The organism is Streptomyces sp. NPDC008238 (assembly GCF_042956445.1).
In the GTDB taxonomy this organism is placed as follows: Bacteria; Actinomycetota; Actinomycetes; order Streptomycetales; family Streptomycetaceae; genus Actinacidiphila.
The window spans coordinates 431,538-454,965 of sequence record NZ_JBIBGK010000002.1; the positions used below are offsets into that span (position 1 = coordinate 431,538).

The following is a 23,428-nucleotide window of genomic DNA, read 5'->3' on the forward strand; positions in this document are numbered from 1 at the left end:
GGGCGGGGCGTGCGAGGGTGGGGAGGGACGACGTCTACCAGGACGGATGACGGACGAGAGCGAAGGGGACCGGAGCGTGGCGGAACGGCCGGGGTCGCAGGCGGGGTTGCGACGGCGGAATCTGGCGCTGGTGATGCGGGCCGTGGCGGAGCACGGCGAGGTGTCCCGCGCGGCCGTCGCCGCCGAGGTGGGCCTGACCCGGGCCACCGTGTCGACCCTCGTCGACGAGCTGCTGGCGACCGGCCTGCTGGTGGAGCTGGGCGCCCAGCGCCCCGGCACGGTCGGCCGCCCCGGCACCGCCCTGGCCCTGAACGACACGGGCCCGGCGGGCCTCGGCGCGGAGGTCGGGGTGGACCACCTCGCCGCCGTCGCCGTCGACCTGCGGGGCACCGTGCGCGCCCGGGCCCGCGTCGAGGCGGACAACCGCGGTCGTCCGGCGGCGGAGGTGCTGCGCGAACTCGCGGCACTCGTGGCCGAGGTACGGCGGCAGGCGCGGGCCGCCGGGCTGGAACCGGCCGGGCTGACGCTCGCCGTGCCGGGCCTGGTCGGCCGCGACCGGCAGGTCGTGATGCGGGCGCCCAACCTCGGCTGGGAGGACGTCGACGCCGCCGGCTGGTTCGCGCGGTCCGGGAACGGCCTGGCCGCCTCCCCCGTCCCGGTCACCGTCGAGAACGAGGCCAACCTCGGTGCCCTCGCCGAGCTCTGGCTGGGCGGCCACGAGGGCGTCACCGACTTCGTGCACGTCTCGGCGGAGATCGGCATCGGCGCCGCCCTGGTCGTCGACGGCCGGCTCTTCCGCGGTGCGCGCGGCTTCGCCGGGGAGCTGGGCCACGTGCCCGTGCACCCGACGGGCCCGCGCTGCTCCTGCGGGGCGCGCGGCTGCCTGGAGCAGTACGCGGGCGAGGAGGCCGTGCTGCGCGCCGCGGGGATCGCCCCGGAGCGGCCGGACGCCCTGAAGGCCCTCCAGGCGGCCGCCACGGAGCGGGACCCGGCCGCGCTGAAGGCGCTCGCGGCCGCCGGGCAGGCGTTCGGCATCGCGCTGAGCGGCGCGGTGAACCTGCTGGACCCGCAGGCCGTGGTGCTGGGCGGCACGCTTGCCTCGCTGGCGCCGTGGCTGCGCTCGGCCGTCGAGCGCGAACTGGGCCGCCGCGTGACGGACCGTCAATGGCGCGCGGACGCCGTACGGGTGTCCCGGCTGGGCCGCGAGGGCGTGCTGCTCGGTGCCGCGTACAGCGTGGTGCGGGCCGTCCTGGACGACCCCCAGGCGCTGCGTCCGCGGTAGGCCGGCGGGGAGCCGTGCCGCGGTCCCGTACGGACCCGGCAACAGCCTTGCCACAGCTCCTCACGGCCCGTCACACGACGCAGCCGCCCGTCACCTCGGACCGTTACGATGCGCTGCGCGGCGCGGCCGGGGGGGCGGCGCCGGTCTGTGGTCCGGAGGGGGATCCCTGTGTTCGTGCTGTCCATCCTGCTGCTCATAGCGGCGGTCGTGCTGTTCTTCGTCGCCCGGGGCCAGAGCTCCGGCGGCTGGAAGCTGGGGGCGGCGCTCAGCGCCGTGGCGGGCGTGCTGGCCGGCGTCTTCGCCTGCATCCACGTGGTGAGCGCCTACGAGGTCGGCGTGCCGGTCACCTTCGGCAAGGTCGGCTCGCCGCTGACCTCCGGCATCCACTTCAGGTCGCCGTTCACCGACGTCACCTCGTTCTCGACGCGTCCGGTCGACCTCGACCTGCACGACAAGGAGGTGGTCGAGGTCCGCTCCTCGCAGGGCGGGGTGCTCTACGCCGACGTCACCATCAAGTGGGCCGTGGTGCCCGCCAAGGCCGTCGAGCTCTACCGGCTGGCAGGCAACGAGGAGGCCATCCAGTCGCGGCTGGTGATGCCGGACAGCCGCGAGATCATCCGCAACGTCTTCGCCAAGCACTCCAGCGAGGAGGGGTACGCCTCCGCCCGCGAGCAGATCGGCTCGGAGATCGACTCCCTGATCAAGCAGCGCCTCGCCCCGCGCGGCATCGACGTCACCGCCGTCAACCTGCGCAACGTGCGGCCCTCCGACCAGCTGCAGGAGCAGATCGACAAGAAGATCCAGCAGCAGCAGGCCACCGAGCGGGCCGTCGAGGCGGCCAGGACCGCCAAGGCCGAGGCGGAGCGCAAGCGGATCGAGGCGGAGGGCATCGCGAGCGCCAACCGGATCATCGCCCGGTCGCTGAGCGACAAGGTGCTCTACAACCAGTGCCTGGACGCCTACCGCGAGGCCGCGAAGTCCAACCCCGTGTACGCGGTGCCCTGCGGTACGAACTCCGGCGGCTCCCCGGTCATCGTGGACGGCACCAAGGACTGAGCCCGGCGGGCGCGCCCGTGCGGGGCGCGGCCGGGAACGCCGCAGGGGCCCGGAACCTCACGGTTCCGGGCCCCTGCGGCCGTCCGGGGCGGGGGCGGTCTCAGACCGCGCTGCCCGCCTTCCAGGCGCTCCAGCTCATGTTCCAGCCGTTGAGGCCGTTGGACGGGTCGACGGTCTTGTCCTTGGAGTTCTTCACGGTCACGACGTCGCCGATGATCGAGTTCGTGTAGAACCAGTAGGCGTCGGTCGAGGTGTCCTTGGCGCCCTTGGTGTCGTTCAGGCCCACGCAGCCGTGGCTGGTGTTGACGCTGCCGAACACCGAGTCGGGACCCCAGTAGTTGCCGTGGATGAAGGTGCCGGACGTGGTCAGGCGCATGGCGTGCGGCACGTCCTTGATGTCGTACTCGCCCTTGCCGTCGTCGTCGGTGAAGCCGACGGTGGCGCCGTTCATCCGGGTCTCGGTGAACTTCTCGGAGATCACCATCTGGCCGTTGTAGGTGGTGTTCTCGTCGGAACCCGCGGAGATCGGGACGTTGCGGATGACCTTGCCGTCGCGGACGACCTTCATCCGGTGCGTGGAGGCGTCGACCGTGGAGACCTGGCTGCGCCCGATCTTGAAGGTGACGGTCTTCTCCTGCACGCCGTAGACGCCGCTGGCGCCCTCGACCCCGTCGAGGTTCAGCTTGAGGGTCACGGTGGAGCCGGCCTGCCAGTAGGCCTCGGGACGGAAGTCGAGCCGGGTGGAGTTGAACCAGTGGCCGACGACCTCCTGGCCGCTGCTGGAGGTCACCGAGATCGCCGACTGGACGGCCTTCTTGTCCTCGATCGCCTTGGTGAAGTTGAGCGAGACCGGCATGCCCACGCCGACGGTCTGGCCGTTCTCGGGCGTGTAGTAGCCGATGAAGCTGTGCTCGGGGCTGACCGTGGTGAAGGTGGAGTTCTCGGCGGCCTTGCGGCCCTTGCCGTCCTCCGCCGCGGCGGCGATCTTGTACTTGGTGGCCCGCTCCAGCTGGTCGTTGGGGGACCAGCTCGTGCCGTCCGCGGAGATCGTGCCCTCGACCTCGGAGCCGTCGGCGACCGAGGTCATCACAACACTGGTGAGCTCACCCTCGGTCACCTGCACCTTGGCACCGGTGTTGATGCTGACGTTGTCGGCGCCGGTCTTCGGGATGATCGATATTCGGGCGTCCGACGCGTCCTTGGCCGCCTGCTCGTCGACCGAGTCCTGCGACTTGACGTTGTTGTCGGAACCGGCGGTTCCCGACTTGTCGCCCCCGCACGCGGTCAGAGTGATCGCCCCGGCGGCGAGCAGCGCCAGAGCTGCCAGCCCGGCTCGCCGCCTGCGGGAGGGAATCGTGTCGGTGACTGTGCCGGTCTCGGCGCGCTTCACACAGGTCTCCAATGTCTTCCGGTACGCGTTTCCCCCGGCCCGCTCGCGTCGCGGGCCACGGCCCTCGATCGAGCCTCACTCGTACGTCCAGGAACTGCCAGGGTCTTTGGTCCGTTCCCCCACGCCTCGAAGTGTGGGGAAGAACACGTGCGTGACGCACGTGACATGGGCGCTCTGCCGCGGCCCGTGCGAAACCCCGGACCCATTGAGGGGCCCGGGGCAGGTGAGTCACGCACTGGCGAGGACGCGGTCAGCGCCCGCGCGGTTCCTCCTCGTCGATGTCGGCTTCCTCGTCCTCGTCCTCCGCCTCGTCGTCGGCCTCGTCGCCGTAGAGGTCCCACTCGTCGGAGTCGGGGTCGTACTCGGTGTGGGCGCAGGACCAGGACGCCTGCACCAGTTCGATCCCCGGCACGCTGGTGACCAGGTCGAACGGGTCGACGAGGTAGGCCAGCGCCTCCGACTCGTCCTGCCGCACCGACGCCTCGGCGTGCTGCCGCTCGTCGTCCGGCATGTAGTCGTCGCCGCCGATCTGGTCCAGCGCGGCGTCGGTCAGCTCGCCGGACCCGGTGATCTCCAGGACCAGCTCCACCTGGAGCCGCACGTAGCGCGGCCCGCTCTCCCCGGTGGGGATGTCAGTAGTGCTCATGTGACGGAGCGTATGCGGGGGAACGGCCCGCAGTGCGCAGGCAGTCCGCTTCCGGCGCCGAAGGATACCCGCGGCGGCCCTCCGGCAACCCGCGGAAGCACCGGTTCCGGGGCCGAACTTCCCTCCACGGCGGTTGTCTCACTACCATCGGCCTTCACGGTCAAGTCGCCGCAACCGCTGGGGGATCCGTTGACCTCGCACCGTCCGCCCGCCTTCGTCGCCATCACGGCGGCCGCCGTCCTCGGCGCCCTGTACTTCGTGCCCAACGCGTCCGCCAGTGCCGAGCACACGGCGAACACGAGCGCGCAGTCGTCCGCTTCCACCGCCACCACCGGCTCGGGCACCGGCCCGGGGCAGCACCTGGCGGACACCGGAAGCGTCGACACCACGCCCTACCTGGTCGGCGGTACCGCCTTCCTCGGCCTGGGCGCGGCACTCGTGTTCAACGCGAGCCGCCGGGCACGCGACGCCTACTAGAGCCCGTCCGCACCGCCCCCTGAGGCCTCCGGGCCCGAGGGGGTGGTGCGGTGCCGGGACCGGCTCAGGCGAGCGGACCGGTGACCGACTCGGCCGCCGCCACCAGACCGCCGCCGCGCACGAAGTCGTAAGCGGCCTCCAGGTCCGGGGACAGGAAGCGGTCCGGACCGGGGCCGCCCACTCCCGCCTCGCGTGCCGCCTTCACCACCGCCTGCGTCGCCGGGGCGGCCACCAGCACCTCGCTGCCCTGCACGCGCAGCTCCACGGCGCGTGACGCGGCCATCAGCTCGACCGCGACGATGCGGGCCAGGTTGTCCACCGCCTGCCGCAGCTTGCGCGCGGCCGACCAGCCCATCGAGACGTGGTCCTCCTGCATCGCCGAGGACGGGATCGAGTCCACCGACGCGGGCACCGCGAGCCGCTTGTTCTCGCTGACCAGCGCGGCCTGCGTGTACTGGGCGATCATCAGGCCGGAGTCCACGCCGGGGTCGTCGGCCAGGAACGCCGGCAGGCCGTGCGAGCGGCTCTTGTCCAGCAGCCGGTCGGTGCGCCGTTCCGCTATCGACCCGAGGTCGGCCGCGGCGATGGCCAGGAAGTCCAGCACGTAGGCGACGGGGGCGCCGTGGAAGTTGCCGTTGGACTCCACCCGCCCATCGGCAAAAACGACCGGGTTGTCGACGGCGGAGACCAGCTCGCGGTCGGCCACCGTCATGGCGTGCGTCACGGTGTCCCGGCCGGCACCGGCCACCTGCGGGGCGCAGCGGATCGAGTACGCGTCCTGCACCCGCGGCGCGTCGTCCTGGTGGTGCCCGGTGAGCCCGGAGCCGGCGAGCACGCGGCGCATGTTCTCGGCGCTGGCCGCCTGGCCGGGGTGCGGGCGGATCGCGTGCAGCTCGGGGGCGAGCACCTTGTCGGTGCCCAGCAGCGCCTCCATCGAGAGCGCGGCGGTGACGTCGGCGGCGGTGAACAGCCGGCGCAGGTCGTCGATGGCCATGACGAGCATGCCGAGCATGCCGTCCGTGCCGTTGATGAGGGCCAGGCCCTCCTTCTCGCGCAGCTCGACGGGCTCGATGCCGTGCGCGGCCAGCAGCTCCGGGACGGGGCGCACGACGCCGTCCGGGCCCTCCGCCTCGCCCTCGCCCATCAGGACCAGCGCGCAGTGCGACAGCGGCGCCAGGTCGCCGGAACAGCCCAGGGAGCCGAACTCGTGGACGACGGGGGTGATGCCCGCGTTGAGCAGCGCGGCCATCGTCTCGGCGACGACGGGACGGACGCCCGTCCGGCCGGAGGCCAGCGTCTTCAGCCGCAGGAACATCAGCGCGCGCACCACCTCGCGCTCCACGCGCGGGCCCATGCCGGCGGCGTGCGAGCGCACCAGGCTGCGCTGCAGCTGCGCGCGCAGCTCGGGGCTGATGTGCCGCACCGCGAGCGCGCCGAAGCCCGTCGACACTCCGTACACCGGCTCCGGCTTCGCCGCCAGGGCCTCCACGACCTCGCGCGCCGCGGCGATCCCGGCCAGCGCCTCCGCAGACAGCTCGACCCGCGCCCCGCCGCGGGCCACCGCCAGCACATCCTCCGCCGCGACCCCGTGGGCCTCGATCACCACGTTATGCATACTCATATTCACGAACCCTACGGACTGAATCGCTACCTGTCACGCGTCGGACGCACCTCTTCCGCCCGCCCCCTCCCCCACCCCCGGAAGCGGCACCGCTCCGCTCCGCGGCCGCACCGCCGAGCCGCCCGGAGGCCCAGTCCCGCACCACCGCCGACTGGCCGGGCGCCTCGCGGGCACCAGCGCGCCGGCAACCCGCCGTGCCCTCGGCACCTCAGAAACCCACGCCTCCTCGCCGCGGCCGCGGGCCGGCCCAGCACCCCGCGGGCGCCCCTCCGCCCCGGTCCCGCCGCGCCTTCACCTCCATGGCGTGGCGCGGGCGCCGCCGGCGCCACCGCACACGCCCGACCCGCTCAGTCCCGCCCGCGGAAGCGGCAACACCCCAGGTCGCGGCCGCCGGCTGGTCGGCGCCCCGCAGGCATCACTCCGGGCCCCGACGCCCGCGGACCCCACCCAGGGCAGCACCCAGCCACCCGGCCCCGTCCCGCCCCCGTCAGCAGCGCACCTCCATCGCCCGGCGCGACGGCTGATCCGGCACCCACGCGGACGCCCCGCCCACGCCCGGCCCGCTCAGTCCCGGCCCCGGAAGGGGGGTCGCGGCACGCCGGCTGATCGGCACCGAACAGACATCGCTCCGGGGCCGACGCCCGCAGACCCCACCCAGGGCAGCGTCCAGCCACCCGGCCCCGTCCCGCCCCCGGAAGCACCGCACGTCCATGGAGCGCGGCTCAACGGCTGATCCGCCACCCACGCCGACGCCGCCCCGACCGCGACCCTGCCAAGCGGCACCACACACCACGGCCCCGCCCACGTGCGAGCCGCTCAGTCCCGGCCCCGGAAGCGGCGTCGTTCCACGTCGTGGCCCGAGGGCTGGTCGGCGAGGCGGACCACCGGGTCCTCGGGCGCCCCGCGCCCGGCGACGACGGGCTCCACCGAGTGGAGGGCCTTCGCCCGGTACTGGGCCGCGTCCGCCAGCCGGAACAGCCGGCGCCCCGAGGTCACCACGCCGATCTCCGCGTCCGTGGACGCCACCCCGACCGCGACCCCGTCGCCCAGCCCCAGCCACTTGGTGCGCACGCACAGCTCCTCGGCGACCGCCACGACCTCCTCCGCGCGGTGCCCGACCGAGAGCAGGCAGAACTCGTCGCCGCCCAGCCGGGCCACCAGGCTGCCCTCCAGGGCGGCCCCGCACAGCGACAGCACCGACCCGAAGCCGACCAGCAGCCGGTCGCCGACGGCGTGCCCGAGCTGGTCGTTGACCCGCTTGAGCCCGTTGAGGTCGCAGACCACCAGGCTCACCGGGGTCCCGTCGGCGCGGTGCCGTTCCACCGCCTCCTCCAGCCGCTGGTCGACGGCCCGCCGGTTGGCCAGCCCGGTCAGCGGGTCGCTGAAGGCCAGCCGGCGCACCTCGGCCAGCCGCTCGGTCTGGGCGATCCCGGCCGCGGTGAGCGTCGCGAGCACGGTCGCGAACTCGGCGTCGTCCCGGTCGAAGACCGGCCGCCCGGCGCCCCGGGCCACGTACAGCTCGCCCCAGGCGAGCCCGTGCAGCATGATCGGCGCGACGACGCAGGAGGTGCGGCCGCGTCGCCGCAGCGTGGCCACCCGCTGGTGGCAGTAGGCGCCGCCGCGGCCCTCCGCGGGGCCCTCGGCGGTCTCGATCCAGGCGTGCGGCTCGCCGCCCTCGGTCCACTTGGCGTGCAGGAACTCCACGATCTCGGGGAAGTCCGCGACCGAGTACACCTCCTCGTCGGGCTGCGGCTCCTCGCCGGGCGCCAGGTCCCCGTCGTTGACCAGGACGCGCAGCCGCCCCCGGTCGCGCTCCCAGCGGGAGATCGCCGACATGGAGCCGCCGAGCGCGACCCGCGCCGAGGAGGCGGCGGCGACGACCGCCTCCATGGGCGACTTCGCCGCCGCCACCGCCCGTGCGAGTTCGGCGACGGCGCGCAGTCGAGCGTCCCCGCCGGTGCCGTTCATGCGCCCGTCTCCTGTCGCAGCAGAACTTTTTACCAGTTTGCGACGTTCGCACGGCCCCGCACGTCACGTACCGGCGGCACGGTCGTTTTCCCCGTCAATCACTCACCCGGCCACACCGGGTCGCGCTTCTCGTTGAACGCCGCGACACCCTCGGCGCGGTCGCCGGAGAAGGCGACCGTGCGCCAGGCGGAGTCCTCGACGTCCAGACCGGTGCGCAGGTCCGTGCCCTGGCCCAGCCGCAGCGCCCGCTTGGCCGCCCGCAGGCCCACCGGCGAGTTGGCGGCGATCCGGGCGGCCAGCGCGAGCGCCTCGGCGCGGCTCTGACCCTCCTCGGCGAGCACGTCCACCAGGCCCAGCGCCAGCGCCTCCGCCGCGGGCACCCGGCGCCCGGTGAAGATCAGCTGGGCCGCCCGCGCCGCGCCCACCCGGCGCGGCAGCAACTGCGTGCCGCCGCCGCCGGGGATCACGCCGACCGTCACCTCGGGCAGCCCCACGACGGCCGTCGGGTCCGCGACGATCACGTCGCACGCCAGCGCCAGCTCGTAGCCGCCGCCGAGGGCGAAGCCGTGCATCGAGGCGATGGACGGCACCGGCAGCTCCAGCACGGCCGTGTAGGCGGCCCGGGTGTACGGGCGCTGCCGCGCGAGGTCGGCGTCGGTGAAGGAGTTGCGCTCCTTCAGGTCGGCGCCCACGCAGAACGCCCGCTCGTGGGTCGAGGTGAGCACCACGCAGCTGACCGAGCGGTCAGCGGACAGCGCCGCGCACGCCTCGGTGAGCGACCGGGCCATGTCCGTCGAGATGGCGTTCATCGCCTTGGGCCGGTCCAGCACGAGTTCCGCCACCCGCCCGGCGTCACCGTGCCTGCGCACCGCCACCCACTCGCCAAACCGCTGCTCGGCCATCGCGCCGCCACCTCCGGGTCGCTGTTAACGATCGTGAACGTCGACCGCCAGCGTAGTGGGCGCGCCCGTCCCCGACGTCATGCTCCCCGGGTACCACGGGTGCCGGGCCGACCGCCCGCGGCGCCGAGACCGACATGCCTGCCGGGCTCGGCGTGGGCGCGGACGACCACATGGTCCGCCCGGACCCGGCAGCCGCGCGCGGTGCTCTCCCGGGAGCGGCCGCTCGCCGGACTCAGCCGCCCCGGCGGCTCAGCAGCCAGGGCTCGACGACGCCGAGACCGCGCACCGGCCGCCGCCACATGGGCTGCAGCCCGAAGCGGTACTTCTCCTCCGAGCCGGGCACGATCTCCGCCTCCGACTCGGGTGCCTCGCCTGCCGCGACGAGCGCCTGCGCCAGCTCGCCGTCGACGAGCACCGCGTCCCGGGGCGCTATCGAGGTCAGCCGGCTCGCCAGGTTCACCGTGGTGCCGAAGACGTCGCCCATGCGGGTCGTGACGGTGCCGAAGGCCATGCCGACGCGCAGCGCCGGCATCGTCTCGTCGCCGTTCATGGTCTCGATGAGCCGCATGCCGATCTCGGCGGCGGTGCCGGCGTCGTCCGCGACGAACAGCACTTCGTCACCGAGGGTCTTGATGAGGCGTCCGCCGTGCGCGGCCACCTGGTCGGCGGCGGTGGTCTCGAACGCCTCGACCAGTTCGCCGAGTTCCTCCTCCTCCAGCCGGCGGGTGAGCCGGGTGAAGCCCACGAGGTCCGCGAAGCCGACCGCGAGCCGGCGGTCCACGGCCTCCTCGTCGTCCGAGCGGACGACCCGGCTGGTGGCGGCGGCGAGCTGACGTCGCCACACGTACGTGAGGAACTCCTCCAGCTCCGGCAGCAGCAGCTCGACCAGCGGATAGGCCACCTCGCCCCGGGTCATGCCGGGTTCGGGCGGCTCGGTCAGCTCCTCCAGGAAGGAGTCGGTCTGCCACTCGGCCAGCCGGGCCGTGGTCTGGCCGGTGGACCGGGCGACCTGGATCGCCGTGCTCTCGCTGATCAGCCCGGCCTCGACCAGACCTGCCAGCCGGCGCAGCGCCAGGACGTCGGCCTCGGTCAGCGCGCGGGCCTGGCCGATGTCGGCGAAGCCCATCGCCCGCCAGAACCGGGCCGCGAGGTCCATGGAGACGCCGGCGCTGCGGGCCGCCTGGAAGGGCGTGTAGTGCCGTCCGGAGCCGAGGATCAGGTGCTCCAGGCGGAGCGCGATCGGGTCCTCTTCGATGGCGTGCGCGCGGGCCGATCCGCCCCGTTCCTCGGGCTCTTCACGCTCCTCGCGTTCCGGCTGCCCGCCCTGTGGCCCGCCCGGCCCTTCGTGCGGCGGGAGGCCGCTCGCGTCGTCCACGGTCACCGCCCGCCCCCTCCTGGGTCCCTGCGCACCGGCCCTTCCGATCACCGCGCCGGAGGCTGCCGCCTCAACCATACGGCAGGTGTGGTCTGGCTCACTCTCCCGCCGGGCGCACGTGGACGACGTCGCCCGCGCCGACCGCCCGCTCGCCCTCGTCGGTCGCGACGACCAGCCGTCCGTCCTCGTCGACGGCCACCGCGCGCCCGCTGAGCTCGGCCCCGCCCGGGAGTTCGGCGCGTACGGTGCGGCCGAGCGTCACGCAGCCGGCGGCGTACGCCTGCTGGAGCCGGGAGGCCGCCGGGTCGCCGCCGGCGCGCAGCCACTCGCCGTACCACTCGGCGAGCGCGCGCAGCACCGCGCGCAGCAGCGGGTCGCGGTCGGTGGCCTTGGCCCCGGCGAGGGCGAGGGAGCCCGCGGCGGGCACCGGCAGTTCCTCCTCGCGGAGCGTGACGTTGAGGCCGATGCCGATCACCACGGCGTCGTCGCCGACGCGCTCGGCGAGGATGCCGCCGGCCTTCCGCTCCTCGCCGTCGACGGTGACGAGCACGTCGTTGGGCCACTTCAGCCCGGTGTCCACGCCCGCCGTCCGCGCCACGGCGGTGGCGGTCGCGACGCCGGCCAGCAGCGGCAGCCAGCCCCAGTGCCGGGGCGGCACGGCGGTCGGCCGCAGCAGCACGGAGAAGAACAGCCCGGAGCGGGCGGGGGCCTGCCACTGGCGGTCCAGCCGGCCGCGCCCCGCGGACTGCTCCTCGGCGACCAGGACCGCGCCCTCGACGGCGCCCTCCCGGGCCCGGGCGCCCAGGTCGCTGTTGGTGGAGCCGGTGGAGTCGACCACGTCCAGGTCGGTCCACAGGCTGTCGGGGGTGACGATCGCGCGGCGCAGGGAGGCCGCGTTGAGCGGCGGCCGCTCGAGGTCGGACCAGCGGTTCGAGGTCATGTGTCCAGCCTAGGGTCTGCCCTCCGGATCGCCGTGGACGCGGCCCTGAAGGGTCCGGGACGACGCGGCGGCCCGCAGGGCGGACCCTGGAAGTGGAGTGTGGCCAACGCCGCACTGACCGGGCAGCATCCGCGCGGTTACGCTACGAAAACAGCATTACTCGCCAGTCACGTCACACCCTCAGCACGACCCGACGAGAGCAGGAGAGCCGCCTCCCATGGCCGAGCCGGAGATCGACATCCACACCACCGCGGGCAAGCTGGCGGACCTGCGCCGCCGTACCGACGAGGCGACCCACGCCGGCTCGGCGCGCGCGGTGGAGAAGCAGCACGCGAAGGGCAAGCTGACCGCGCGTGAGCGCATCGAACTGCTGCTGGACGAGGGCTCCTTCGTCGAGCTGGACGAGCTGGCCCGGCACCGCTCGACCAACTTCGGGCTGGAGCGGAACCGCCCCTACGGCGACGGCGTCGTCACCGGCTACGGCACCGTGGACGGCCGCCCGGTGGCGGTGTTCTCCCAGGACTTCACCGTGTTCGGCGGCGCGCTCGGCGAGGTCTTCGGCGAGAAGATCGTCAAGGTCATGGACTGGGCGCTGAAGACCGGCTGCCCGGTCATCGGCATCAACGACTCCGGCGGCGCGCGCATCCAGGAGGGCGTGACCTCGCTGGGCCTGTACGGCGAGATCTTCCGCCGCAACACCCACGCCTCCGGCGTCATCCCGCAGATCTCGCTCATCCTGGGCCCCTGCGCGGGCGGCGCGGTCTACTCCCCCGCCATCACCGACTTCGTGGTGATGGTCGACCAGACCTCGCACATGTTCATCACCGGCCCGGACGTCATCAAGACCGTCACCGGTGAGGACGTCGGCTTCGAGGAGCTGGGCGGCGCCCGGTCGCACAACACCGTCTCCGGCAACGCGCACCACATGGCCGGCGACGAGAAGGACGCCATCGAGTACGTCAAGGCGCTGCTGTCCTACCTGCCGTCCAACAACCTGCAGGAGGCCCCGGCCTTCCCGCAGGAGGCCGAGACGGAGGTGTCGGCGGAGGACCTCGAGCTCGACACCCTGATCCCGGACTCGGCGAACCAGCCGTACGACATGCACCAGGTCATCGAGCACGTCCTGGACGACGGCGAGTTCCTCGAGACCCAGGCGCTGTTCGCGCCCAACATCCTCACCGGCTTCGGCCGGGTCGAGGGCCACCCGGTCGGCGTCGTCGCCAACCAGCCGATGCAGTTCGCCGGCTGCCTGGACATCGACGCCAGCGAGAAGGCGGCGCGCTTCGTCCGCACCTGCGACAGCTTCAACGTCCCGGTCGTCACCTTCGTCGACGTCCCCGGCTTCCTGCCCGGCACCGACCAGGAGTGGAACGGCATCATCCGGCGCGGCGCCAAGCTGATCTACGCCTACGCCGAGGCCACGGTGCCGCTGATCACCGTCATCACCCGCAAGGCCTTCGGCGGCGCCTACGACGTCATGGGCTCCAAGCACCTCGGCGCCGACCTCAACCTGGCCTGGCCGACCGCCCAGATCGCCGTCATGGGCGCCCAGGGCGCCGTCAACATCCTGCACCGCCGCACCCTGGCCGAGGCGGGCTCCCCGGAGGAGGCCGAGGCGCTGCGCGCCCAGCTGATGCAGGAGTACGAGGACACCCTGCTCAACCCGTACGTCGCCGCGGAGCGCGGCTACGTCGACGGGGTCGTCCTGCCGTCGGAGACCCGCATGCACCTGGTGAAGGCGCTGCGGACGCTGCGCAACAAGCGCGAGAGCCTGCCCCCCAAGAAGCACGGCAACATCCCCCTGTAAGGAGCCCGCCCTGTCATGGTGATCAAGGTCGAACGGGGCAACCCGACCCCCGAGGAGCTGGCGGCCGTCGTGGCCCTCGTCCAGGCCCGGGCCGCGGCGGCCGCGGGGCCCGCCGACGGCCCGCGGAACGCCGACGAGTGGGCCTCCCCCGCGCGCAACGTCCCCGGCCGGATGCCGCGCCCGGCGCCGGTGTCCTGGCGCGCCACGTACTGGCCGCACTGACCCGGCCGGACGGAAATGGTCCGTTTGCCCGCCCGCGCCTGAGTATCCGTACTCAGGCGCGGGCGTTCCGCACGGCGCAACCTGGACGGCATGCTGTGGTCAGACCCGTCCGACGAACCCCCCGAGGAGATGCGGCAGGCGCAGGCGATGCTGCGCCGCGCGATGCTCGTGATCGCCGTCGCCGTCCCCCTGATCACGGCCCTGGTGGCCTGGCGCTGCTGACTACGATGACGGGCATGACCGACAGCAGCCGCAGCCCCCGCCCGCTCGTCCTCGCCTCCGCCTCCCCCGCGCGCCTGGGCCTGCTGAGGCAGGCCGGGCTCGACCCGCGGGTCGTCGTCAGCGGTGTCGACGAGGACGCGATCAGCGCCGGCAGCCCCGCCGAGCTGGCCCGGGTACTGGCCGAGGCCAAGGCCTCCGCGGTCGCCGCGGGGCTCTCCGGCGGCGAGGTCGTCGTCGGCTGCGACTCCGTCCTGGACCTGGACGGGGTCGCGCTGGGCAAGCCGGTCGACGCCGAGGACGCCACGGCCCGCTGGAAGTCCATGCGCGGCCGCTCCGGCGTGCTGCGGACCGGGCACTGCGTCATCGACCTCGCCACCGGGCGCCGGGTCTCGGAGACCGCCTCCACCACCGTGCGGTTCGGCACCCCGGACGACGACGAGGTCGCGGCCTACGTCGCCTCGGGCGAGCCGCTGCACGTGGCGGGCGCCTTCACCCTGGACGGCCGCTCGGCGCCGTTCGTCGACGGCATCGAGGGCGACCACGGCAACGTCATCGGCATCTCGCTGCCGCTGCTGCGCCGTCTCCTCGCCGAGCTGGACCTGCGCATCACCGACTTCTGGGTCTGAGCCGGCCGGGCGGCCCGTACGGACGTACGGTCAGGCCACCGCGGGGGTGACGGGCGGCGGGGGCGTGCTCCCGCCGGGCTCGTCGCCCGGTCCGGAGGCCGGGGTCTCCCCCGCGTAGAGCACCAGGGCGAGCACCACGAACCCCAGGATCACCATCAGCCCCGCGAACGCGGCCCAGCCCACCGGGGCCGCCAGCCCCGCGCCCAGGACCCCGTGGGTCACCGCGCACACGACGAGCAGGAGCCGGCCGAAGCGGCCCGGGGCCCGGTCGCGCTGCGCCATGCGGACGAGGACGACCGCGCAGCCGATGAGGAAGAGCGCCATCACCGCCCCGGCCGCCCACGCGCCCATCGCCATCGCGCCGGGGTCGAGCCCGGCCAGGGACATCTTCTGGTGGCGTACGACGATGCCCATGATCCAGTTGACGAAGGCGAAGCCGAACGCCTCCAGGATCAGCAACACGGCCGCCACCACGGCGACACTTCTGCGCACTGCGCGCCCCCTGTCCCAGTACCCCTATTACCGGCGGTATTTCGTGGGCCGAACGCTACTAACGGGTAGGAGTTGCGGCAAGAGTCCGCGCGGCACCACCCGTATGGGGCGCCGGTCCGGCAAAGATTTACCCGGGCCTTCGTGGAGTTCCCACAAAAAAAGCGCCACGTCGGTCACGGTGGAGGGCGGTGACCCGGCCCACACCCCAGGGCCACAAGCACCGGGATAAATAGGGCTTTACCGTAGGAAGCCTAGGCATCCGGGTCTCGATTGGGGGCCCGTATCACCCTCCGTGTGGGCAAGCTCACCCCCAGGGGTGCCTCGGCACGAAGTGTCGCCAGTACCTAAACTCTGCTTGTTTCAAGGAGGGAGCCATCGTGCGCAAGGTGCTCATCGCCAACCGCGGTGAAATCGCAGTCCGCGTCGCCCGTGCCTGCCGGGATGCCGGGATCGCCAGCGTGGCCGTCTACGCGGAGCCGGACCGGGACGCGCTGCATGTGCGCGTGGCCGATGAGGCGTACGCGCTGGGCGGTGACACCCCGGCCACCAGTTACCTGGACATCTCCAAGGTGCTGGCGGCCGCGGCCGAGTCCGGGGCCGACGCCGTCCACCCCGGCTACGGCTTCCTGTCGGAGAACGCCGACTTCGCCCAGGCCGTCCTGGACGCCGGGCTCACCTGGATCGGCCCCCCGCCGCAGGCCATCCGCGACCTCGGCGACAAGGTCGCGGCGCGGCACATCGCCCAGCGCGCCGGGGCCCCGCTCGTCGCCGGCACCCCGGACCCGGTCTCGGGCGCCGACGAGGTCGTCGCCTTCGCGCGCGAGAACGGCCTGCCGATCGCGATCAAGGCCGCCTTCGGCGGCGGCGGCCGCGGCCTGAAGGTCGCCCGCACCCTGGACGAGGTCCCCGAGCTGTACGAGTCGGCGGTCCGCGAGGCCGTCGCCGCCTTCGGCCGCGGCGAGTGCTTCGTCGAGCGCTACCTCGACAAGCCGCGGCACGTGGAGACCCAGTGTCTGGCGGACTCCCACGGCAACGTCGTGGTCGTCTCCACCCGTGACTGCTCGCTGCAGCGCCGCCACCAGAAGCTCGTGGAGGAGGCCCCCGCGCCCTTCCTCACCCCGGAGCAGAACGCCCAGCTCTACGCGGCGTCCAAGGCCATCCTCAAGGAGGCCGGCTACGTCGGCGCCGGCACCTGCGAGTTCCTGGTCGGCACCGACGGCACCATCTCCTTCCTGGAGGTGAACACCCGTCTGCAGGTCGAGCACCCGGTCACCGAGGAGGTCACCGGCATCGACCTCGTACGCGAGATGTTCCGCATCGCCGACGGCGAGGAACTCGGCTACGACGACCCGCCGCTGCGCGGCCACTCCTTCGAGTTCCGCATCAACGGCGAGGACCCGGGCCGGGGCTTCCTGCCCGCCCCGGGCACCGTCACCCGCTTCGACCCGCCGACCGGCCCGGGCGTCCGCCTGGACGCGGGCGTCGAGACCGGCAGCGTCATCGGCCCGGCCTGGGACTCGCTCCTCGCCAAGCTCGTCGTCACCGGTGCCACCCGGCAGCAGGCCCTGCAGCGCGCCGCGCGCGCCCTTGCCGAGTTCCAGGTCGAGGGCATGGCCACCGCCATCCCGTTCCACCGCGCGGCGGTCGTCGACCCGGCGTTCGCTCCCGAGGTCAACGGCAAGACCGGACCGTTCACCGTCCACACCCGGTGGATCGAGACCGAGTTCGTCAACGACATCAAGCCCTTCGCCGCCCCGGCCGACGCCGAGGACGACACCGAGCCCGGTCGCGAGACCGTGGTCGTCGAGGTCGGCGGCAAGCGCCTGGAGGTCTCCCTGCCCGCCTCGCTGGGCATGACCCTGGCCCGCACCGCCGCCGCCGGCGGTGCCCGCCCCAAGCGCCGCGCCACCAAGAAGGCCGGCTCCGCGGCCTCCGGCGACTCCCTGACGTCCCCGATGCAGGGCACGATCGTCAAGATCGCCGTCGAGGAGGGCCAGCACGTCAACGAGGGCGACCTCGTGGTGGTGCTGGAGGCGATGAAGATGGAGCAGCCCATCAACGCGCACCGCGCCGGCACCATCAAGGGCCTCACCGCGGACGTCGGCTCCTCCGTCTCCTCGGGCGCCCTCCTCTGCGAGATCAAGGACTGACCCGCCCTCCGCGGACGGCAGCACCAACGCCGCGGGCCCCGGCCGGACAACCGGCCGGGGCCCGCGGCGTTCCGCCGGCAGGGCTAGCGTCTGCGCGGCGCCAGGTCGGCGATCCGGGCGGCCTGCTGATCCCCGGCCAGTTGGGCGGTGCGCAGCGGGCCCATCCCCGACACGCCGCCGACCGACTGGCCGGCGGCCCTGGCGCGCGGCTCGCCGGGGGCCGCACCGCCCGGGTAGTTGCCGGAGGGGTGCTGGTGGCGCCGGGGTCCGGGCACGGGCGGCATCTCCCGTCGCTGCCGCCCGTGGGACATCCCGTTGTCCGCCCCGTCCGTCGACGCCACGGCGACCTGCACACCGCGGTCGGCCAGCGCCTGGAGCTCCGTGGCGGCGCGGTCGTCGCCCGCCGGGGGCTCGTCCGTGACCAGATGCGTGATCAGGTCCGTCGGCACGGTCTGGAACATGGTGTCCGTGCCCAGCTTGGTGTGGTCCGCCAGGACCACGACCTCCGCCGCCGCCTGGACCAGGGCCCGGTCGACGCTGGCGGAGAGCATGTTGGACGTGGACAGCCCGCGTTCCGCGGTCAGTCCCGCCCCGGACAGGAAGGCCCGCGACACCCGCAGTCCCTGCAGGGACTGTTCGGCGCCACTGCCGACCAGCGCGTAGTTGGAGCCGCGGAGCGTGCCACCGGTCATGACCACCTCGACCCGGTTCGCGTGCGCCAGGGCCTGCGCCACCAGCAGGGAGTTGGTGACGACGGTCAGCCCCGGCACCCGGGCGAGCCGGCGTGCCAGCTCCTGGGTGGTCGTGCCGGCACCGACGACGATGGCCTCGCCCTCCTCGACGAGACCGGCCGCGAGATCGGCGATCGCCGTCTTCTCCGCGGTCGATAGATGGGATTTCTGCGGGAAGCCGGACTCCCTGGTGAAGCCCCCCGGCAGCACCGCACCGCCGTGCCGGCGGTCGAGCAGTCCTTCTGCCTCCAGCGCCCGCACGTCACGCCGTACGGTCACTTCCGAGGTCTGGACGACACGGGCGAGCTCACGGAGCGAGACCGCTCCGTTGGCACGCACCATTTCGAGGATCAGTTGGCGACGTTCTGCTGCGAACACGAAACTGACAGTAACGCCAATGACCGTCTGCTATCAGCAGTTTGCACCGATTAACAGAAGTTGTTCGCATGGCCGGACGCCCCGTGCTATATAGGCGACGGCATCCCTTTCGGTGACGAAGGGGCGCGCCGGTGCCGCACACCCCGGGCCGTGCCCGGGCCGTGTCGTCCTAGAGCTCTCCTGCCGCCTTGCGGGTCGCCAACTGCCGTGCCGCCTCGGCGATCGAACCCGACAGCGAGGGGTAGACCGTGTAGGTGTTCGCCATCTGTTCGATGGTCAGGTTGTTGTCGACCGCGATCGAGATGGGGTGGATGAGTTCGCTGGCGCGCGGCGAGACGACCACGCCGCCGACCACGATGCCGGTGCCCGGACGGCAGAACAGCTTCACGAAACCGTCCCTGATGCCCTGCATCTTGGCGCGCGGGTTGCGCAGCAGCGGCAGCTTGACGACGCGTGCGTCCATGACGCCCCCGTCGACGTCGGCCTGGGTGTAGCCGACGGTCGCGATCTCGGGGTCGGTGAAGACGTTGGAGGAGACCGTCTTGAGGTCGAGCGGGCCGACCGTCTCGCCCAGGAAGTGGTACATCGCGATCCGGCCCTGCATGGCCGCGACCGAGGCGAGCGCGAAGACGCCCGTGACGTCACCGGCCGCGTAGACGCCCGGGGCCGAGGTGCGGGAGACCTTGTCGGTCCAGATGTGGCCGGACTCCTTGAGCTTGACGCCCGCGCCCTCCAGGCCCATGGCGCCGGTGTTCGGTATGGCGCCGACCGCCATCAGGCAGTGGCTGCCGGTGATGACCCGGCCGTCGGAGAGGGTGACCTCGACGCGGTCGCCGACCCGCTTGACGGCCTCGGCGCGCGAGCGGGCCATGACGTTCATGCCGCGGCGGCGGAAGACGTCCTCCAGGACTGCGGCGGCGTCCGGGTCCTCGCCGGGCAGGACGCGGTCGCGGGAGGAGACCAGCGTCACCTTGGAGCCGAGCGCCTGGTACGCGCCGGCGAACTCGGCGCCGGTCACGCCGGAGCCGACCACGATGAGCTCCTCGGGGAGCTCCTCCAGGTCGTACACCTGAGTCCAGTTGAGGATCCGCTCGCCGTCCGGCTTCGCGTCGGGCAGCTCGCGGGGGCGGCCGCCGGTGGCGATCAGCACGGCGTCGGCGGTGAGGGTCTCGGAGGTGCCGTCGGCCGCCTCGACGACGACGGTGCGGGAACCGTCCATCGCCTGCATGCCCTCCAGCCGGCCGCGGCCGCGCATCACGCGGGCGCCCGCACGGGTGACGGAGGCGGTGATGTCGTGGGACTGGGCGAGCGCGAGGCGCTTGACCCGTCGGTTCACCTTGCCGAGGTCGACGCCGACGACCCGGGCGGCCTGCTCGATGTGCGGTGTGTCGTCCGCCACGATGATGCCCAGTTCCTCGTACGAAGAGTCGAAGGTGGTCATCACCTCGGCCGTCGCGATCAGGGTCTTCGACGGCACGCAGTCCGTGAGTACCGAAGCCCCGCCCAGACCGTCGCAGTCGACGACGGTCACCTCCGCGCCCAGCTGGCTGGCCACCAGGGCCGCTTCGTATCCGCCGGGTCCGCCACCAATGATCACGATCCGAGTCACGTACCCCATTGTCCCGCACGCGCCAAGTGATCACTTACGGGGGCGGTGCCCCACTGTCGTACTCTCATGACCATGTCGCTCTACGCCGCCTACGCCGGCAACCTCGACGCCCGGCTGATGACGCGCCGCGCCCCCCACTCGCCCCTGCGCGGCACCGGGTGGCTGAGCGGCTGGCGGCTGACCTTCGGCGGCGAGCAGATGGGCTGGGAGGGCGCGCTCGCCACCCTGGTGGAGGATCCGCTGCACCAGGTCTTCGTCGGGCTCTACGACATCGCCCCGGTCGACGAGGAGGCGGTGGACCGCTGGGAGGGCGTCCCGCTGGGCATCTACCGGCGGCACCTGGTGCGGGTGCACACCCTCGACGGCGACCTGCCCGCGTGGATCTACGTCCTCAACGACTACGAGGGCGGCCTGCCCTCCGCGCGCTACCTCGGCGAGATCGCGGACGCGGCGGAGTCCGCGGGCGCCCCGCACGACTACGTGATGGAACTGCGCAAGCGGCCCTGCTGACGCTCCGGCACACGACCCGGCGGCGACACCGCCGGCGGTACCGCGGCCGGTACGGCGAAGGGCGCGGCACAGCGGCCCCCGTGGCCCCGCGGGCCCCGTCAATCGGCTGATCCTCCGAAATTTCGCAGACCGTGACCTGGGACGTCTACGCGCGTAGGAGATAACCGGCTACTCTCATCCGCGTGAACTCTTCCGCAACTCCCCACGCCGCCCGCAGCCCGCTGGGCGACCCGTACGCCGCCGCCACGGCAGCCGCCGCCCGCCTGCGCGAGCTGACCGGCGGCGAGACCCACGACGTCGCCCTGGTCATGGGCTCCGGCTGGGTGCCTGCCGCCGACGCCCTCGGCGAGGCCGAGTACGAGTTCGCGGTGACCGAGCTGCCGGGCTTCCCGCCGCCGGCCGTGGCCGGGCACTCCGGCAAGGTGCGTTCCGTGCGGATCGGCGACAAGCGGGCGCTGGTCTACCTCGGCCGCAACCACTACTACGAGGGCCACGGCGTCGCCACCGTCGCTCACGGCGTGCGCACCGCCGTCGCCGCCGGCTGCAAGACCGTCGTCCTGACCAACGGCTGCGGCGGGCTGCGCACCACCTACCGCCCCGGGCAGGCCGTGCTGATCGGCGACCACATCAACATGACGGGCGCCTCCCCGATCGTCGGCGCCAACTTCGTCGACCTCACCGACCTGTACTCGCCGCGGCTGCGCGCCCTGTGCAAGGAGGTCGACCCCTCCCTGGAGGAGGGCGTCTACGTCCAGCTCCCGGGCCCGCACTACGAGACCCCGGCCGAGATCAACATGGTCCGGGTCATCGGCGGCGACCTCGTCGGCATGTCCACCGCGCTGGAGGCCATCGCGGCGCGTGAGGCGGGCGCCGAGGTGCTCGGCATCTCCCTGGTGACCAACCTCGCCGCGGGCATGACCGGCGAGCCGCTGAACCACGAGGAGGTCCTGGAGGCCGGCCGCGACTCCGCCGCGCGGATGGGCAGCCTGCTCGCCCAGGTGCTCGAGCGGATCTGACCCGCCCCGCACCCCCGTCGGGCGGGCCGGCGCACCCGCGCCGGCAGACCGCGCGCGATCAGGGGGGTGCCCGCACCCTGGTTGGGGAAGGCGCCCTACGGGGAGGTGACCGGACGGCACCCGTCACGGCGCACCGCCCCGCCGCCGTGCCGTACGGGATCCCGCCGCGCGGCCTCCCGCTGTGGTACCTGTCGCGGGCATGACGGGCCATGGGCCCAGGCCGACCCGCGCGGGGCGCGGGCGGCACCGAAGACCGAGACATCGCAGGAGCATCACGTGGCAAGCGCAAGCGAGAACGCGGAGCTGGTCCCTCAGGCACGCACCTGGCTGGCCGAGGACCCGGACCCCGACACCCGCTCCGAGCTGGAGGCCCTGCTCGCGGCCGTCGAGTCGGGCGACACGGCGGCCGCCGACGACCTCGCGGCCCGGTTCGCCGGCACCCTGCAGTTCGGCACCGCGGGGCTGCGCGGGGAGGTCGGCGCGGGCCCGATGTGCATGAACCGCTCCGTGGTCATCCGGGCCGCCGCCGGTCTCGCCGCCTACCTCAAGGCGCAGGGCCGGGGCGACGGTCTGGTCGTCGTGGGTCACGACGCCCGCCACAAGTCGGTGGACTTCGCCCGCGACACCGCCGCCGTCATGGTCGGCGCGGGCCTGCGGGCGGCCGTGCTGCCAGGTCCGTTGCCGACGCCGGTGCTGGCCTTCGCCGTCCGCCACCTGGGCGCGGTCGCGGGGGTCGCGGTGACCGCGAGCCACAACCCCCCGCGCGACAACGGCTACAAGGTCTACCTGGGCGACGGCTCGCAGATCGTCCCGCCCGCCGACTCCGGGATCGCCGACGAGATCGCCGCGGTCGGCCCGCTGGCCGGCGTACCGCTCGCGGACGAGGGCTGGGAGGTCCTCGGCGACGAGGTCGTCGAGGCCTACCTGGACCGCGCCGCCTCGGTCGTGGACCGCCACACCCCGCGCGACCTCTCGGTCGTCTACACCCCCCTGCACGGGGTCGGCCGCGACGTGCTGACCGCCGCCTTCGTGCGGGCCGGGTTCCCCGCTCCACACGTCGTCGGCGAACAGGGCGAGCCGGACCCGGACTTCCCGACCGTCGCCTTCCCGAACCCGGAGGAGCCGGGGGCGATGGACCTGGCCTTCGCCGCGGCCCGTGCGCTCGGCCCCGGTGTCGACATCGTCATCGCCAACGACCCCGACGCCGACCGCTGCGCCGTGGCCGTGCCGGACCGCGCCGCCGACGGCGGCTGGCGGATGCTGCGCGGCGACGAGGTCGGCGCGCTGCTCGCCACCCACCTGGTGCACCGCCGGGCCGACGGCACCTTCGCGGCGAGCATCGTCTCCTCCTCCCTGCTGTCGCGCATCGCCGCCCGCGCGGGGCTGCCCTACGCCGACACCCTGACCGGCTTCAAGTGGATCTCCCGGGTGGAGGGCCTGCGCTACGGGTACGAGGAGGCGCTGGGCTACTGCGTCGACCCCGAGGGCGTGCGCGACAAGGACGGCGTCACCGCCGCCCTGGCCGTGGCGGAACTGACCGCCGAGCTCAAGGCGAAGGGCCGCACCCTCCCCGACCTGCTGGACGACATCGCCCTGGAGTACGGGCTGCACGCCACCGACCAGCTCTCGGTGCGGGTCGCCGACCTGTCGGTGATCGACGACGCGATGAGCCGGCTGCGCGAGCGGCCGCCCAGCTCACTGGCCGGTCTCGCCGTCGACTCCGCCGAGGACCTCGCCAAGGGCAGCGCGGAGCTACCGCCCACCGACGGCCTGCGCTACCGGCTGGCCGGCTCACCGGGCGCCGGTGTGGAGTCGGCCCGGGTGATCGTGCGGCCGAGCGGCACCGAGCCCAAGCTGAAGTGCTACCTGGAGGTCGTGCTGCCCGTGCCGGGCGCCGACCGCCTGGCCGCCGTGCGCGCCCAGGCCGCCGAGGTCCTGGCGGCCGTCAAGGCCGACCTCGCGACGGCCGCCGGGCTTCCCGGCGACGAGGCCGCGGCACGGCCCTGAC

At 73.4% G+C, this 23,428-nt stretch carries 21 protein-coding genes; 11 read left to right on the top strand and 10 right to left on the bottom strand.

Annotated features, from left to right (window positions below):
• Nucleotides 1–46 precede the first annotated feature (46 nt).
• The gene (locus tag ACFZAU_RS06785) at nt 47–1,282 is read left to right on the top strand and encodes an ROK family protein (protein ID WP_500551357.1); all 1,236 of its coding nucleotides are present in this window, start codon (nt 47–49) and stop codon (nt 1,280–1,282) included.
• Nucleotides 1,283–1,450: 168 nt separating this feature from the next.
• On the top strand, nt 1,451–2,338 hold the full coding sequence (locus ACFZAU_RS06790) for a prohibitin family protein (protein ID WP_499606652.1): 888 nt from the start codon (nt 1,451–1,453) through the stop codon (nt 2,336–2,338).
• A gap of 100 nt (nt 2,339–2,438) precedes the next feature.
• Here the strand turns inward: ACFZAU_RS06790 and ACFZAU_RS06795 are convergent, their stop codons facing one another.
• Nucleotides 2,439–3,728, bottom strand: coding sequence for a L,D-transpeptidase (locus ACFZAU_RS06795; protein ID WP_500459100.1), 1,290 nt, complete (start codon nt 3,726–3,728; stop codon nt 2,439–2,441).
• A gap of 250 nt (nt 3,729–3,978) precedes the next feature.
• The gene (locus ACFZAU_RS06800; RefSeq protein ID WP_500459099.1) at nt 3,979–4,374 is read right to left on the bottom strand and encodes a hypothetical protein; all 396 of its coding nucleotides are present in this window, start codon (nt 4,372–4,374) and stop codon (nt 3,979–3,981) included.
• Nucleotides 4,375–4,563: 189 nt separating this feature from the next.
• Here ACFZAU_RS06800 and ACFZAU_RS06805 point away from each other — a divergent pair, with 189 nt between their 5' ends.
• Complete coding sequence (locus ACFZAU_RS06805) at nt 4,564–4,851, top strand: hypothetical protein (protein ID WP_500459098.1); 288 nt, start codon at nt 4,564–4,566, stop codon at nt 4,849–4,851.
• A gap of 64 nt (nt 4,852–4,915) precedes the next feature.
• Here the strand turns inward: ACFZAU_RS06805 and hutH are convergent, their stop codons facing one another.
• The 5 genes from hutH to ACFZAU_RS06830 all read right to left on the bottom strand — a co-directional run bounded on the left by hutH (nt 4,916) and on the right by ACFZAU_RS06830 (nt 11,657).
• Nucleotides 4,916–6,472, bottom strand: a complete 1,557-nt coding sequence (gene hutH, locus ACFZAU_RS06810) for a histidine ammonia-lyase (protein ID WP_500551358.1) — start codon at nt 6,470–6,472, stop codon at nt 4,916–4,918.
• An 816-nt stretch (nt 6,473–7,288) separates the two neighbouring features.
• Nucleotides 7,289–8,440: a diguanylate cyclase domain-containing protein gene (locus tag ACFZAU_RS06815; protein WP_500551359.1), complete on the bottom strand. Its 1,152-nt coding sequence runs from the start codon at nt 8,438–8,440 to the stop codon at nt 7,289–7,291.
• Between the two features lie 98 nt (nt 8,441–8,538).
• Complete coding sequence (locus tag ACFZAU_RS06820; protein WP_500551360.1) at nt 8,539–9,342, bottom strand: enoyl-CoA hydratase/isomerase family protein; 804 nt, start codon at nt 9,340–9,342, stop codon at nt 8,539–8,541.
• A gap of 232 nt (nt 9,343–9,574) precedes the next feature.
• Nucleotides 9,575–10,723: an adenylate/guanylate cyclase domain-containing protein gene (locus ACFZAU_RS06825; RefSeq protein ID WP_499606646.1), complete on the bottom strand. Its 1,149-nt coding sequence runs from the start codon at nt 10,721–10,723 to the stop codon at nt 9,575–9,577.
• 91 nt (nt 10,724–10,814) lie between these two features.
• Nucleotides 10,815–11,657 carry a biotin--[acetyl-CoA-carboxylase] ligase gene (locus tag ACFZAU_RS06830; protein ID WP_500551361.1) on the bottom strand — a complete coding sequence of 281 codons (843 nt, stop codon included), beginning with the start codon at nt 11,655–11,657 and terminating at the stop codon, nt 10,815–10,817.
• A 217-nt stretch (nt 11,658–11,874) separates the two neighbouring features.
• Between ACFZAU_RS06830 and ACFZAU_RS06835 the strand changes: the two genes are divergently transcribed.
• The 4 genes from ACFZAU_RS06835 to ACFZAU_RS06850 all read left to right on the top strand — a co-directional run bounded on the left by ACFZAU_RS06835 (nt 11,875) and on the right by ACFZAU_RS06850 (nt 14,534).
• Nucleotides 11,875–13,464: an acyl-CoA carboxylase subunit beta gene (locus ACFZAU_RS06835; protein WP_500551362.1), complete on the top strand. Its 1,590-nt coding sequence runs from the start codon at nt 11,875–11,877 to the stop codon at nt 13,462–13,464.
• Between the two features lie 15 nt (nt 13,465–13,479).
• The gene (locus ACFZAU_RS06840; protein ID WP_499606643.1) at nt 13,480–13,686 is read left to right on the top strand and encodes an acyl-CoA carboxylase subunit epsilon; all 207 of its coding nucleotides are present in this window, start codon (nt 13,480–13,482) and stop codon (nt 13,684–13,686) included.
• A 90-nt stretch (nt 13,687–13,776) separates the two neighbouring features.
• Complete coding sequence (mmpB, locus tag ACFZAU_RS06845) at nt 13,777–13,908, top strand: morphogenic membrane protein MmpB (protein ID WP_018561319.1); 132 nt, start codon at nt 13,777–13,779, stop codon at nt 13,906–13,908.
• 14 nt (nt 13,909–13,922) lie between these two features.
• Nucleotides 13,923–14,534 (top strand): nucleoside triphosphate pyrophosphatase, encoded by a 612-nt coding sequence (locus tag ACFZAU_RS06850; protein ID WP_500551363.1) that lies wholly within the window; start codon nt 13,923–13,925, stop codon nt 14,532–14,534.
• A 30-nt stretch (nt 14,535–14,564) separates the two neighbouring features.
• On the opposite strand, the gene ACFZAU_RS06855 is transcribed toward ACFZAU_RS06850, so the two are convergent.
• Nucleotides 14,565–15,026, bottom strand: a complete 462-nt coding sequence (locus ACFZAU_RS06855) for a hypothetical protein (protein WP_499606641.1) — start codon at nt 15,024–15,026, stop codon at nt 14,565–14,567.
• 377 nt (nt 15,027–15,403) lie between these two features.
• Here ACFZAU_RS06855 and ACFZAU_RS06860 point away from each other — a divergent pair, with 377 nt between their 5' ends.
• A complete protein-coding gene (locus ACFZAU_RS06860; protein WP_500551364.1) occupies nt 15,404–17,176 on the top strand; it encodes an acetyl/propionyl/methylcrotonyl-CoA carboxylase subunit alpha in 1,773 nt (590 codons plus the stop codon).
• Between the two features lie 83 nt (nt 17,177–17,259).
• Here the strand turns inward: ACFZAU_RS06860 and ACFZAU_RS06865 are convergent, their stop codons facing one another.
• Entirely contained in the window at nt 17,260–18,249 is a 990-nt protein-coding gene (locus tag ACFZAU_RS06865) for a DeoR/GlpR family DNA-binding transcription regulator (RefSeq protein ID WP_499606661.1), read from the bottom strand.
• A gap of 205 nt (nt 18,250–18,454) precedes the next feature.
• A complete protein-coding gene (locus ACFZAU_RS06870) occupies nt 18,455–19,903 on the bottom strand; it encodes an NAD(P)H-quinone dehydrogenase (RefSeq protein WP_499606639.1) in 1,449 nt (482 codons plus the stop codon).
• Between the two features lie 63 nt (nt 19,904–19,966).
• Between ACFZAU_RS06870 and ACFZAU_RS06875 the strand changes: the two genes are divergently transcribed.
• The 3 genes from ACFZAU_RS06875 to ACFZAU_RS06885 all read left to right on the top strand — a co-directional run bounded on the left by ACFZAU_RS06875 (nt 19,967) and on the right by ACFZAU_RS06885 (nt 23,427).
• Complete coding sequence (locus tag ACFZAU_RS06875; protein ID WP_499606638.1) at nt 19,967–20,404, top strand: gamma-glutamylcyclotransferase family protein; 438 nt, start codon at nt 19,967–19,969, stop codon at nt 20,402–20,404.
• Between the two features lie 182 nt (nt 20,405–20,586).
• Complete coding sequence (locus ACFZAU_RS06880; RefSeq protein ID WP_500551365.1) at nt 20,587–21,420, top strand: purine-nucleoside phosphorylase; 834 nt, start codon at nt 20,587–20,589, stop codon at nt 21,418–21,420.
• A 276-nt stretch (nt 21,421–21,696) separates the two neighbouring features.
• Nucleotides 21,697–23,427 carry a phospho-sugar mutase gene (locus ACFZAU_RS06885; protein WP_500551366.1) on the top strand — a complete coding sequence of 577 codons (1,731 nt, stop codon included), beginning with the start codon at nt 21,697–21,699 and terminating at the stop codon, nt 23,425–23,427.
• Nucleotide 23,428 lies beyond the last annotated feature (1 nt).

Excerpts from the sequence above, each read along its gene's own strand:
- ACFZAU_RS06830 (WP_500551361.1), bottom strand. The coding sequence starts at position 11,657 with ATGACCTCGAACCGCTGGTCCGACCTCGAGCGGCCGCCGCTCAACGCG.
- ACFZAU_RS06870 (WP_499606639.1), bottom strand. The coding sequence starts at position 19,903 with ATGGGGTACGTGACTCGGATCGTGATCATTGGTGGCGGACCCGGCGGA.
- ACFZAU_RS06875 (WP_499606638.1), top strand. The coding sequence starts at position 19,967 with ATGTCGCTCTACGCCGCCTACGCCGGCAACCTCGACGCCCGGCTGATG.
- hutH (WP_500551358.1), bottom strand. The coding sequence starts at position 6,472 with ATGAGTATGCATAACGTGGTGATCGAGGCCCACGGGGTCGCGGCGGAG.
- ACFZAU_RS06850 (WP_500551363.1), top strand. The coding sequence starts at position 13,923 with ATGACCGACAGCAGCCGCAGCCCCCGCCCGCTCGTCCTCGCCTCCGCC.
- ACFZAU_RS06835 (WP_500551362.1), top strand. The coding sequence starts at position 11,875 with ATGGCCGAGCCGGAGATCGACATCCACACCACCGCGGGCAAGCTGGCG.
- ACFZAU_RS06815 (WP_500551359.1), bottom strand. The coding sequence starts at position 8,440 with ATGAACGGCACCGGCGGGGACGCTCGACTGCGCGCCGTCGCCGAACTC.
- ACFZAU_RS06820 (WP_500551360.1), bottom strand. The coding sequence starts at position 9,342 with ATGGCCGAGCAGCGGTTTGGCGAGTGGGTGGCGGTGCGCAGGCACGGT.
- ACFZAU_RS06865 (WP_499606661.1), bottom strand. The coding sequence starts at position 18,249 with ATGGTGCGTGCCAACGGAGCGGTCTCGCTCCGTGAGCTCGCCCGTGTC.
- mmpB (WP_018561319.1), top strand. The coding sequence starts at position 13,777 with ATGCTGTGGTCAGACCCGTCCGACGAACCCCCCGAGGAGATGCGGCAG.
- ACFZAU_RS06785 (WP_500551357.1), top strand. The coding sequence starts at position 47 with ATGACGGACGAGAGCGAAGGGGACCGGAGCGTGGCGGAACGGCCGGGG.
- ACFZAU_RS06800 (WP_500459099.1), bottom strand. The coding sequence starts at position 4,374 with ATGAGCACTACTGACATCCCCACCGGGGAGAGCGGGCCGCGCTACGTG.
- ACFZAU_RS06840 (WP_499606643.1), top strand. The coding sequence starts at position 13,480 with ATGGTGATCAAGGTCGAACGGGGCAACCCGACCCCCGAGGAGCTGGCG.